Source organism: Rhodococcus sp. P3_B8 (assembly GCF_056402775.1).
Map to the genome: position 1 here is coordinate 1 of NZ_JBFUGT010000064.1, position 12,022 is coordinate 12,022.

At 66.0% G+C, this 12,022-nt stretch carries 10 protein-coding genes and 1 pseudogene; 5 read left to right on the forward strand and 6 right to left on the reverse strand.

Annotated features, from left to right (window positions below; translation table 11 throughout):
- Positions 1-450 (forward strand): DUF3109 family protein (locus AC1D1G_RS20700; RefSeq protein WP_477953505.1); only part of this gene is annotated, 450 nt, incomplete at its 5' end.
- Positions 451-1,120: 670 nt separating this feature from the next.
- A complete protein-coding gene (locus AC1D1G_RS20705; protein ID WP_477953506.1) occupies positions 1,121-1,414 on the forward strand; it encodes a hypothetical protein in 294 nt (97 codons plus the stop codon).
- A gap of 178 nt (positions 1,415-1,592) precedes the next feature.
- Here AC1D1G_RS20705 and AC1D1G_RS20710 read toward each other — a convergent pair.
- Positions 1,593-1,906 (reverse strand): annotated as a pseudogene (locus AC1D1G_RS20710) (phospholipase D-like domain-containing protein); the annotation flags it as partial.
- Between the two features lie 208 nt (positions 1,907-2,114).
- On the opposite strand from AC1D1G_RS20710, the gene AC1D1G_RS20715 reads away from it, so the two are divergent.
- Both AC1D1G_RS20715 and AC1D1G_RS20720 read left to right on the forward strand, forming a co-directional pair.
- Positions 2,115-2,408 carry a hypothetical protein gene (locus AC1D1G_RS20715; protein WP_105422014.1) on the forward strand — a complete coding sequence of 98 codons (294 nt, stop codon included), beginning with the start codon at positions 2,115-2,117 and terminating at the stop codon, positions 2,406-2,408.
- Positions 2,409-2,760: 352 nt separating this feature from the next.
- On the forward strand, positions 2,761-3,102 hold the full coding sequence (locus AC1D1G_RS20720; RefSeq protein WP_283335122.1) for a hypothetical protein: 342 nt from the start codon (positions 2,761-2,763) through the stop codon (positions 3,100-3,102).
- Positions 3,103-3,495: 393 nt separating this feature from the next.
- Here the strand turns inward: AC1D1G_RS20720 and AC1D1G_RS20725 are convergent, their stop codons facing one another.
- From AC1D1G_RS20725 to leuC, 5 genes are all read right to left on the reverse strand, one after another.
- A complete protein-coding gene (locus AC1D1G_RS20725) occupies positions 3,496-4,821 on the reverse strand; it encodes a hypothetical protein (RefSeq protein WP_283351830.1) in 1,326 nt (441 codons plus the stop codon).
- 126 nt (positions 4,822-4,947) lie between these two features.
- On the reverse strand, positions 4,948-8,457 hold the full coding sequence (locus AC1D1G_RS20730; protein ID WP_477953507.1) for an indolepyruvate ferredoxin oxidoreductase family protein: 3,510 nt from the start codon (positions 8,455-8,457) through the stop codon (positions 4,948-4,950).
- Between the two features lie 30 nt (positions 8,458-8,487).
- Entirely contained in the window at positions 8,488-9,267 is a 780-nt protein-coding gene (locus AC1D1G_RS20735) for an RraA family protein (RefSeq protein ID WP_283351831.1), read from the reverse strand.
- Positions 9,260-9,880, reverse strand: coding sequence for a 3-isopropylmalate dehydratase small subunit (leuD, locus tag AC1D1G_RS20740; protein WP_271213484.1), 621 nt, complete (start codon positions 9,878-9,880; stop codon positions 9,260-9,262). The genes AC1D1G_RS20735 and leuD overlap by 8 nt, the downstream gene beginning before the upstream one ends.
- 2 nt (positions 9,881-9,882) lie before the next feature.
- Entirely contained in the window at positions 9,883-11,289 is a 1,407-nt protein-coding gene (gene leuC / locus AC1D1G_RS20745; RefSeq protein ID WP_477953509.1) for a 3-isopropylmalate dehydratase large subunit, read from the reverse strand.
- A 255-nt stretch (positions 11,290-11,544) separates the two neighbouring features.
- Here leuC and AC1D1G_RS20750 point away from each other — a divergent pair, with 255 nt between their 5' ends.
- Entirely contained in the window at positions 11,545-12,018 is a 474-nt protein-coding gene (locus AC1D1G_RS20750) for an Lrp/AsnC family transcriptional regulator (protein WP_283351832.1), read from the forward strand.
- The last annotated feature ends 4 nt before the right edge of the window (positions 12,019-12,022 follow it).

Here is a 12,022-nt window from a genome sequence, read left to right on the forward strand (position 1 = left end):
CTGCGGACCCGCCGATACAAGGGTGCATGCATCTTCCTCAACCGTCCCGGCTTCGAGGGTGGCATCGGGTGCGCGCTGCACTCGATGGCACTCGAGCGTGGCATCGAGCCGCTCGAGGTCAAACCCGACGTGTGCTGGCAGCTGCCGATCCGGCGCACCCAGGAATGGGTGGAGCGACCCGACGGCGAGCAGGTCCTGAAGACGACGATCAGCGAGTACGACCGGCGCGGGTGGGGTGAGGGCGGCGCGGATCTGGACTGGTACTGCTCCGGCTCGCCGGACGCGCACGTCGGCGCGAAGGCGGTGTGGCAGTCGTATGCGCCGGAGCTGACCGAGTTGCTCGGTGAGGCCGCGTACGCCGAGTTGGCGAAGCTTTGCAAGCGCAGGGCGGGCCTCGGGTTGGTTGCCGTGCACCCGGCGACCGCGGTCGCCGAAAAGAATTCCCAGTAACGGAGCGTCGCTCCCCAAAACGTCGACCCCGGCGGCAGCGTGGTTGCCAAGTAGGCTCTCCGATCGCGACTGGTGTCGAGTGTTCGGGGCAGGGACCTCCGGGATCCGCCGCGAAGGGTATCGGGCCGTCGTCGGCCAATCCCGACTGATGTTGAGTGTGCCTCCCGGGGTGCGCGTTTCGGCCCAACCGCCAGGCTGTCGGGCGTCCGGTACTACCTCCTAGAGCGTCCGGTCGCTCGGGCAGCAGACACGTTCCACAGGCTGGGGGCTCACCGGTGGTGGCCAGACGCGCCTGCTACGTGGAAACGCACGACTTCCCACGGGCCTATATTCGGCAGCAGCACACGATGACTCGATGACGTGCTGCACTACCGAGCAGCGGCTTGCCGCCGAGGCTGGCAGCCGACACGTCGGAATGTGGCTCGCGAAATAAATTAGGTACTTGCTCGAGCCCGTTCAATCAGAAACCGTCGGAATAGATTACTTGTCCATTTGAATTGGTCGGTTGTTCAAGTTTCGACTTCGAGAAGATTGTCGTATTGGTGAAACTTCTCGGGTGTTGATGCGATATGCGAAGTAGGCGGTGGATCCGATCGTGGCTTCCCTGGTGGGGTCGGCGTCACCGTTCCCTATCCGAGTCGGGACTTTTTCAGAATCGAAGGTGAGCACGATGAACAAGATCGCGTTGCGCACAGCTGTTGCCTCAGCCGTCATCGCCCCCGTGATGCTCGTGGGGGCCGGCACCGCAACGGCGGCACCTACTGTCACCGCGGGCGGTACAGGCGAGATCAGCATTGCGGTACCGGCGGGGGAGAGCTGGAATTGCTTTGCACTTGACTCGAATTTCGGATTCAAAGCCGGCGTCGGAAGAATCGGCGGTTTTGCGTCGGGGTCCAATGTGACCGTCTTCTGCTTCGGCAGTGTGGCCCCGTTCTTCTTCACCGGGAGCGTCAAGGTGACGTAACCACTTCGTCCTGCCGAATCCGCATTCCATCTGTGAGCGACGGGTCTGCCTGGCGCCCGGCTTTCGATCTGCCGGCCGCGCCCGGAACATGTCGTGTATACGCAGCGACCTCGGATGCCGCCGTTTCGACCCGACCGCACTCGGGGTCAGGGCCGGACCCCATCCGCCTGGCGCTCGGGAGGGCGGAGCCGTGGGAGGCGTTGGCGGAGCCGATGACTGCCCGCCGGTCGGTGGCGATGACATTGGCGTGCAGGTTCGGCGAAGACAGCACCCGAACCCCGGCGTCCGCGTAGTACGCGAGCACAATAGGGGAGGTCAGGGCGCCCGTACGGCTGCGCGGGAGGCGTTGACGACGAGGACGTCCCCGGCGCGCAGCGGCAGGGTGGGCGCGTCCTGGCCGAGGTGGGCGATCGCGGCATGCCGGGGCCCGCGCGTACGGATCGCGCGGGTGATGTGCGGCCACGGACTCGGACCGTGGAAGGCGGTCCCCATACCCGGACACGGTAGCGGGGTGTGAATGCCCGGCTCGGTATATCCGGATTCAATATCGACCGGTCAGCTTCTACATCGTGTTGGGGTGGGGTGTTTCCCTCCCTGGGGTGGGCGAACGAACCCCTGGGGTGGCTTCAGATCGGGCGCTGGAATGGGCAGAGTTGTACCTGTCACCGACGCACTTCCCCGACATCCTCAGGAGAACTGAATGATCAACGCCCGCCGAACCGTTGCCGCTATCGCCTTCACTGCCTTTTCGGTCCTGGGTGCCGTCGGGGCGGCGTCCGTCGCTCAGGCCGAGCCGATCGGTCCGAACGGTCCCACCGGTGGGCCGTGTCCGATCGTGAACACGGACTCGCAGGGCAACGAGACGGTGACGTACGGCAAGCCCGGTGATCGCAATGGTGCCCTGGTGTGCGGTGCGGACGGCGAATGGACGGTCGGCAAGACCAAGGCCAACCCGGGGCAGATCCAGATTCAGCCCGGACTCTCTCGCGGCTAACCGTCGGCAGCCTCCGCTGTCCCCTCTGAGCCAAGTGCCCCGCATCGATGTCGATGCGGGGCACTCTCGTCGGGAGGGACGTGTCGTCAGTCCTGGTAGAAGCGGTTTTGTGGGCTCATCCTCGTCTACGAATCCAGTAGATACCGTCGGCGCCCGGCAGGTACGAATGCGGTACGTAGCAGGGAAACTCGCCGTGTACTACGCGCCGGAAACCACGTGGGGATCGTCCGGAGTGAGCTGCTACCGACCCACACACAATGTCGACTCGCTCTAGGGAACCGGGAAGGATCCGAACCCAGGGTCGACCGGTACTTGAGGCCATCGGTCGCTCGCGGGCGGCAGGACGTGGGCGTTGACATCGGCGGTCGCGACGACTGTTCCGCTGCCGGTGCCCACTGTCGCCGGGGTATATCGGCACCTCTCGTCCGGCGCGATGGGGCGACTGAAGTCGACGGGCCGCTCGGCTCGGAGCACGGTGGTGCCGGTGGCGCCGGTGGTCAGGTTTCGCCAGTTCACCGATACGTCGATACAGTCGAGCGTGGTGATCGCGATTGTGTTCGAGGGCTCTGCCGCCAAAGTCACCATGCCGGGTGCACCGGTTGTTGCGGACGGAGTCACGGTTGCCAGCAGGTACGGTACCCAGCATCTGAATCCCACTGTGCTACAAGCAGAAACGAACGTCACCGGGGCCTGAAACATCGTTGTCGTCGCCGGGACCGGCGGCGGGTTCGCGGTCGCCGCAGCGGACGAGCCGAGCGGTGCAGCGAGGATGGCCACGGACGCCGCAGTCCAGGCGAAGGACGAACGAGGAAGCGAAACCCACCGCATGGTGTGCCCTCCAATGTGGGACCTGTCGCGACCCCTGTTGCAGTGTTAGCGTACTCGCTGAGCGCCCACCAGCTAGTCAACTCGAGTTCGGTGAAATTGCGGGGCGTTGGATTCGTATGCCCTGTTCACCGGCTCAATTCTCCAGCTGGCTTGTCCGCCGGCATCCGTCTTCCGACGCGTCAGGGAACGAAACCGACGGTCGTGGTCAGCCGGTCGCATTGGCTGCCACGGTGTGTGCGAATCCCGTTCCGACGGGTTATCAGCTCAGGTCGAGTTCGGTTGCGGTGGCGAGGTATTCGATCTGTTCCAACGTGATCGGGACGGTGGAACCCTTGATGGGGGTGGTGCTGATGATGATCTGTTGGGTGGAGGGACGGGTGATCGAGAAGTAGGCGCTGCCGTGCGCGGGGTAGAACCCGCGGGTGAGGGTGGACCCTTCTTTTGACACAGTCGTGATGCGGTTCGGGTCGATCTCGTTCAGGTACTCGTCCTGGCGCGAGGACGCGGGTTGACCGCTGACGACGACGATGTCGAGGCGCCCGGCGGCCCCGGTGGCCGATGTCACGGTGAGCACCTCGCAGACGTTGTCTTTTCCGGCGTCGGTCAAGCGGAGTGATCCGATCGGCCGATCCAGGGTGAGGTCGTTGTTGCCGGGCATGCTCGCCCACCGGGCTTCGAGTGCCTGGTCGAGCCGGGTCACCTTGTCCCGGGTCAGCTCCGGGCCGTTCCAATCGGTGAAGGCCCCGCAGGACGGCATCAGTGGCACGGCCGGGATGACGGGTGCCGTGACCGCCAGGGAGGGGGTGGTGGCGATCGCGGTCAGCTCGTCGAGGGTCAACGGGATCTGTCCGCTGTGGCGGCTGCCTGCCCTCGGGTCGGTGTTGTCGGCGTCGTTGGCCGTGGCCACGATCCGGGTGCCGTCGGGAAGGTACGCGTCGACAGTGCGTTCGAGTGTGCGGACGCCGTTGATCTCGTACCAGGTGTCCAGCGTGTCGAGCACCGTGCCGTCCGGGCGGGTGTCGCGTCGATCCAGCGCTCCTGTCACGCACGGCAGGACGGGACGGTTCCAGGCCTGGACATCGACGGTCAAGGTTCCGACGTGTCCGTCTCGGACCAGCGAGCCGCGGGCGTTTGTCGACCCGTTGAACAGGTCTGCATCCTCCTCCTGTGGGAAGTTGGCGGGGTCGACATCGGTGATCGGCTCGAACTGTAGGGACTGGCGTGGGCTGGCGAAGACCAGCTCCACCGAGTCCGGGAGTGCATCGACGGTGGCCTGTGTCATCGCCGCGGCCTTAGCCCCCGAGAACCATGGATATTTCGGGTTGTCGTACTCGCCGGGCCCGACGGTGGCGAAGTTGACGCGTTTAGGGTCCGAGGGCGGTTCGACTACATCGCACCCCGGTATCCGCGCCGGGTACGGCGCGGGTTCGAAAGCGTAGGTGTACGCGCCGTCGGTGGTGTGCTCATTGGGCCCCGGGTCGTTCAGCAGGCCGGCCACCACGGTTCCGGCGGCGATGGTCGAGAGGATGACGACAACGTCGAACCATCTGCTGTCGCGCCATCTGCGAGCACCGTCCTTGACCACTTTGCCCCCTCGGCGAGTCAGTGTTCACCGTAACTCAGGATTCGGCCGAGACGGCTGCCCACAAGCTGCGCCGTGTTCGCCTGCCTGCTCGGCGGGGACCGTCGTCGCGGTCGCGGCACGTGAGGCTCAGCTGGCGAGCTCGGCGGCGGCGGACTGGTGTGGGTATTCGGCGAGCTGCCCTGTCAGGGTGTCGTGATAGCTGTGGACGTTGCCGACCTTGATCTGCTCGTAGCCGCGGATCATGTCGGGCAGGGCGGCGATCTCGACGGCGGCAGGCAGTGATGCTGCGGTCAGGTCGACGAGGAGCCGCTCGATGATCTGGCGGTATTCGACGATGAGTTCGCGTTCCATCTTGCGGATGTGGTGGTAGCCGAAGACGTCCAGTTTGGTGCCGCGGACTCGCCGCAGCCGGTGCAAGGTCTTGAAGCCGGGATTGACCCAGGAGCCGAGGGAGAGCTTGTTCTTCATGCCCATCGCGCGCAGCATCGGCGGGTGCAGGCGCACCGACCGTTTCGCGCTGCGGCCGAAGGCATCGGTGACCGCGGCGTCGAAGGCGGGGTCGAGGGCAAGGCGCGCGACCTCGTACTCGTCCTTGTAGGCCATCAATTTGTGCAGGTGCTGGGCCACGGTTTCGGTCAGCGCGGTGGATCCGCCGATCAGCGTGGTCTCCTGCGCGCGCACGTGTTCGACGAAGGTGGCGTACTGCTGCGCGTAGGACGCGTCCTGGTAGTCGATCAGGTCCGCGGTCCGCAGGGACACGAGTCGCGCCAGCTCGGAGTCATCGGCAGCAGCGACGGTGGCCGCAATCTGGAGTGCTCGAGGTGACGGCGCCGGCGGGGTGTAGACGGCGCGCCGGGTGCTCTCGATGGCGGCGGTCAGGGCGGCCGGGTCGGCAACGGCCTGGCGGCCACGGCGAAAGGCCTGCACGTTGGTGTGGACTGCGGCACCGTTAAGGGTGATCGCCCGCTCGATGGCGTCGGCGGAGATCGGGAGGACACCGGTCTGGTAGGCCGCACCGACGAGGAGCATGTTGGTGTACTGCTCGTCGTCGAACAGATCCCGCGACAGGCCGGCCGGGTCGAGGTAGACGGACCGGTGGGTGGCGCTGTCGATGGCGGTGCGGATCGTGCTCAACTCGGGGAAGTGCACCGTGGTGTCGACCACCATCTGCCCGGTGGGGATCTCGGTGGTGGAGACGACTGCGATGGTGCTGTCGGGGTTGGCGACCTTCAGATTGGTCGGGTCGGTTCCGACGAGGGAGTCGCAGGCCAGGTACAGATCGCACCGGCCCTGACCGATCTTCGATCCTGTTTCGAWGGCGCGGTCGCTGAGCTTGAGGTCGGAGATGACGGCGCCGCCCTTCTGCGCGAGACCGGTCTGGTCGAGGCTGCGCACGAACTTGCCGTCGAGCACTGCGGCAGTAGCGAGGATCTGCGAGACGGTGACGACGCCGGTGCCGCCGACACCGAGAAGCCGCATTCCGAATTCGGACCCGACCGGCGCAAGTGCCGGCTCCGGAACCAGGCCGGGTGCGATGTCAGGTACGGGGGTGCGCTGCTCGGCGGGACCGGGAGTGACCGTCACGAACGAGGGGCAATCACCTTTCAGACACGAGTAGTCGAGGTTGCAGGAGGATTGGTGGATGGCGGTCTTGCGGCCGAACTCGGTGTCGACGGGGTGCACGGACAAGCAGTTCGACTTCTCGCCGCAGTCTCCGCATCCTTCACAGATGCGTTCGTTGATCATCACCCGCGTGGTGGGGGTGTCGATTGTGCCGCGCTTACGTTTACGGCGTTTCTCTGCTGCGCATTCCTGGTCGTGGATGAGCACCGTGACACCGGAGACGGCGGCGAGGTCCTGCTGCACCTGCACCATGTCGTCGCGGTCGCTGATCTCGACCCCGCGGGGCAGCTTCAGGGCTTTGACCCGGTTACGGTCCTCGGTGGTGACGACGATCTTGTGGACGCCCTCGGCCAGGAGAAGTCGGGTGAGACGGTCGAGTGGCATGGCGCCGACCGGGTCCTGGCCGCCGGTCATGGCGACGGTGGCGTTGTAGAGCAGCTTGTAGGTGATGTTCTCACCGGAGGCGACGGCGGCGCGCAGCGCCAGACTGCCCGAGTGCATGAAGGTGCCGTCGCCGACGTTCTGGACCAGGTGGTTTTCTTCCAGGAAGGGGGCCATCCCGATCCATTGAGCGCCTTCGCCGCCCATCTGGGTCAAGCCGATGACATCGCCGACCTGTTTGTCGTCCATCAGCAACACCATGGCGTGGCAGCCGATGCCGCCGCCGACGAGGCTGTCGGGGGCCACCTTCGTCGACGAGTTGTGCGGGCACCCAGAGCAGAAATACGGTGTCCGGGTCAGCAGCGGCAGCGTGATCCGTGAGGTCTTGGGCCGCTCGCGCCAGCGCTGGACCGGTTCGATGTCGTACTCGTCGCCGAGGCGGCGGGCCAGAGCACCGGCAATCAGATCGGCGTCGAGTTCGCCGAAGGCATTGACCAGGGGCTTGCCGTGGGGATCGGTCTTGCCGAACACCCTGGGGGCGTTCGCCCGTGGGTAGAGGATGTCGCGGACCGCGGTCTCGATGAAGGCGCGCTTTTCCTCGACGACGATGATTTCGTCGAGGCCGTCGGCGAAGGTGTGCACGATCTGCGGGTCGACCGGGTAGATCATGCCGAGCTTGAGGATCCGGATGCCGAAGCGGCGCAGGTCGGTGTCGTCGAGTCCGAGTACGGTGAGGGCTTCGCGCAGGTCGAGGTAGGTCTTGCCGGAGGTGACGATGCCGATGCGGTCGTCGGGTCCGGCGGCGGCAATGCGGTTGAGGTGATTGATGCGCGCGTAGTCCAGGGCGCGCGGGAGGCGGTCGTAGAGCTGGCTGCGCTCGAGGGTCAGCAGGTTGGGGCCGGCGAGCTTCGCGCTGGGTACGTAGGTGCTCGGTCCCAGGTCTCCGAAGCTGGGGTCGATCCGGTCGGGGTGCACCACCGCGGTGCCGGCGCCGTCGGCGACGGCGGTAACGAACTTGAGCCCCGACCAGAGTCCGGTGAACCGGGACAGGAACGGTGCGTGCAGTCCGTAGTCCAGTACCTCCTGCGGGTCGGCCGGGTAGAGGGTGGGCATCAACAGATCGGCCATGGCGATTTCGGAGGCGCAGGCCAGGCTCGACGATTTACCACCCGGGTCGTCACCGACCAGGGCGACGGCGCCGCCTCGGGGGTCGGTGCCGATGAGGTTGGCGTGCCGGATGGCGTCCGAGGCGCGGTCGAGGCCGGGCGATTTTYCGTACCAGTAGCCGGTGACTCCGTCCGGCCGCATCCGTCCGACCTGGGGCACCATCTGGGTGCCCAGGACGGAGGTGGCTGCCAGTTCCTCGTTGACCCCCGGGCGGTGCACGATGTCGAACCCGTCGAGGAGTTTGCGCTTGCGCCCGATTTCGAGGTCGTAACCGGCCAGCGGCGAGCCCTCGTAGCCGGAGACGAACGAGGCGGTGCGGTGCCCGCGGCGGCGATCGAGGATCGCCCGGTCACGCAAGGTGCGGACAAGAGCCTGGATGCCGGTCAGGTAGATCGTGCCCTCGTCGAGAACGTAGCGGTCGTCGAGCGAGAAGGTGGCGGCGGGGCTGTGCAGGGTGGAGGACAAGGTGGTTTCCTTCGATGATGTGTCGCCCGGTCACGCCGGGGCGTGACCCGAACCGAGGCCGGCGACGAGTTCTTCCAGGGACGAGGCGGCGTCGATCCGGTCGATGAAGGCGGCTTCGGTGGCGCTGGCGTTCTCGCAGAACTCGACGACCCCGGGGACGTCGAAGAACGGGATCACACAGACACCGTCGATGTCCGCGACGATGTAGTCCCCGGGCTGGACCAGGTAGCCGCACAAGGACACCGGACCGTTGAGCTCGATGACTTCGTACCGGTAGCGAGCGGAGTTGGGGCGGCGCGCGGCACTCCACACCGGTAACCCGGTGTCGAGGATGGAGGCGCTGTCACGGACCGCGCCGTCGACGACGCAGCCGGCGATGCCGGCCTTGAGGGCCCACCGAGCCGACAATGTGCCCATCACCGCCCCCGCGCGTGAGCTCGAGCAGTCCATCACCGCGACGTCGCCGGGGCGGCCGAGCCCGTACACGTCCCGGTCCCCGGCGCCGTTCCAGGACTTACTGTCGCGGACGCTGCTCACGTCGCCCCCCAGGGGGATATAGCGCAGGGTCACTGCCGGTCCGCAGAGCGTGTCTCCCGCCGCCAGCGGTTGCAGGGCGGTGGAGTCGAGCACGGCGCCGCCACCGAATTCATCGAGCGCGTCCGCGACGGCGGAGGACACGTCGGGGATCGCGAGCAGCCTCGCGGCGAAGTCGGTGTCGTACCGCGGGATCTCGGTGGTGCGGATCTTCGATTCGGGAACGGTCCCGGTCAGTCGGTTGTGATGATCTTCGACGGTCGAGAGGTCAGGCACGGCGGGCCTCCTGGAGGGTGATGCGGCGGGCGATGGGAAGGGTGCGCCGCCGGGTACTTTCGTAGATATCGATGTCGGCGACCTGCGCCAAGGTCAGGCTGATGTCGTCGTAGCCGTTGAGCAGGCGCCACCGAACGTTCTCGTTCAGCTCGAACGGGTAGATCACCTCGCCGACACGGACCTGCAGTTGCACCAAATCGACGGTGACGGCCGTGCCGGGCCGGGCCTCGATGCTGTCCCAGATCTGTTCGACCACATCGGCGGGGAGTTGCACGGTGAGCAGGCCGTTCTTGAGCGAGTTGTCGCGGAAGATGTCGCCGAACCGGGGCGCGATGATGGCACGGAAGCCGTAGTCCCGCAGGGCCCAGACCGCCCATTCGCGCGAGGACCCGGTACCGAAGTCGGTTCCCGCGACCAAGACCGTCGCGTCGCGGTATTCGGGCTGGTTGAGGACGAAGTCGGATTGGTCGGCTCGCCATTCGCCGAACAGTGCGTCCGCGTGCCCGTTGTCGAAGTCCCCAGTGAAAAAGCCCACCGGATAGATCTGGTCCGTGTCGACGTCGGAGCGACGCAGGGGTGCGGCGATTCCGGTGTGCTCGGTGAAACTGTCCATCGTCAGCGCTCCTCGAGGTCGGTGGGAGAGGTCAGTCGGCCGGTAACAGCGCTGGCGGCCGCCACCGCCGGTGACACCAGATGCGTTCGCGCACCGCGGCCCTGCCTGCCCTCGAAGTTCCGGTTGTTCGTCGAGGCTGCGCGTTGACCTGGACGCAGCCGGTCGTCGTTGAGTGCCACGCACATCGAGCATCCCGACGAGCGCAGCGACGCCCCGGCCGCGGTGAAGATCTCGTCGAGTCCTTCGGCGACGGCCTGGGCGCGCACCGTTTCCGATCCCGGCACCACCAGGACCTCGATGCCGGGAGCGATCCGTCGTCCCTGCCACACCGCCGCGACTTCCCGCAGGTCCTCGATCCGGCCGTTGGTGCACGATCCGATGAACACGGCGTCGATCTCGATCGCCCTCATGGCGGTGCCGGGGGCGAGGTCCATATACGTCAACGCGCGTTCCGCCGCCGCGCGGGCGACGGGGTCCAGGAACGAATGGGGTGCCGGCACCACGCCGTCGAGCGGAACCGACTGTGCAGGGTTGGTGCCCCAGGACACCCGCGGCGCGACGGCGGAGGCGTCGATGTGCACTTCCTTGTCGAACTCGGCGTCGTCGTCGGAGTAGAAGGTGCGCCAGTAGTCGACTTCCTCGTCGAAGACGGCACCGGACGGCACGTGTGGTCGTCCCCGCAGATACTCGACGGTGACCTCGTCGGGTGCGATCAGTCCTGCGCGTGCCCCGGCTTCGATGGTCATGTTGCACACCGTCATTCGACCTTCCATCGACAGCGCGCGGATCGCCTCACCCTGGTATTCGATGACGTGACCCTGGCCTCCGGCGGTGCCGATCTGCGCGATTATCGCCAGGATCAGATCCTTGGCGGTGGTACCGGCGGGCAGCATCCCGTCCACGACCACGCGCATGTTCTTCATCGGGGTCATCGGCAGTGTCTGCGTGGCGAGGACGTGTTCGACCTGGCTGGTTCCGATACCGAATGCGAGGGCTCCGAAGGCGCCGTGGGTGCTGGTGTGCGAATCACAACACACCACCGTCATGCCGGGCTGGGTCAAACCCAGTTCGGGGCCGATGACGTGTGCGATACCCCGCAAGGGGTCACCGAGGGTGTACAGCTCGACGTCGAAGTCGTGGCAGTTTCTCTGCATATGGTCGATCTGCCGGATGGCAGTGGCGCTTGAAAGGTCACGCAACTCGTCATCGGTCGGGTTGTTGTGGTCGACCGTGCCGAGGGTCAGCTCGGGGCGGCGCACCGTGCGGCCCGCAGCTCGTAGTCCGGCGAACRCGGGCGGGGTGTTTGCCTCGTGCAGCAAGTGCAGGTCGATGTAGATCAGATCCGGCTCACCCTCGGCGGATCGCACGAGATGGCTGTTCCAGATCTTCTCCGCAAGCGTGTGGCCCATGTTCAGTGCCTGTCCCTTCCATTTACTCCAGAGCGCGCCGGCCGGACAGCCGTGCCGCTCTCGGCCGGCGGCGAAATGCGGGTTCGATCGATCCCCGATCTCCGCGGTACTCGATGTGACCCACAACATACGCAGACATGTACCGTGAGATAAACACAGCTCCGAAATTTGCTGCCAAATGCTCAACACAGGTGGGCGAGAGCGGTGCCGACTGCGCATTCGGCCTAGTTTCGGACCCTTACGACAGGAGTAGCAATGGACGGCTTCGACAAGCTTGATCTCGACATCCTTCGGCTGATCGTCGAAGAACCCCGTGCCGGTGTCCGCGAGTACTCCCGCAGGCTCAACATCGCTCGCAACACGGCACAGGCACGGATCACCAAACTCGAGAAGGCGGGCGTCATCGTCAGCTGGCGCCCGCAGATCAACCCCGCCCCCCTCGGGTACACCGTGATGGCCTTCGTGCATGTCCACATCGCTCAGAGCGAGATCGACCGCACTCTCGACCGCCTCACCGCGATACCGGAATTGATCGAAGCCAACACCGTCTCCGGTGACGGAGATCTGCTGTGCCGCTTCGTCGCCCGGGACAACTCACACTTCGAGGAAGTACTCCAGGCGGTCATGAGGACCGACGGGGTCCTACGGACGCGCTCGGAGATCGTGTTGAGCCGGCGGATCTGGCCGCGAACCATCCCCATCGTGGAGAAGCTTCGCCAGGAGCGCTGATCCG

Bases quoted from the DNA above. Each gene is read 5' to 3' on its own strand.
- AC1D1G_RS20705 (WP_477953506.1), top strand. From the start codon at position 1,121: ATGAACAAGATCGCGTTGCGCACAGCTGTTGCCTCAGCCGTCATCGCC.
- AC1D1G_RS20715 (WP_105422014.1), top strand. From the start codon at position 2,115: ATGATCAACGCCCGCCGAACCGTTGCCGCTATCGCCTTCACTGCCTTT.
- leuD (WP_271213484.1), bottom strand. From the start codon at position 9,880: ATGGACAGTTTCACCGAGCACACCGGAATCGCCGCACCCCTGCGTCGC.
- AC1D1G_RS20750 (WP_283351832.1), top strand. From the start codon at position 11,545: ATGGACGGCTTCGACAAGCTTGATCTCGACATCCTTCGGCTGATCGTC.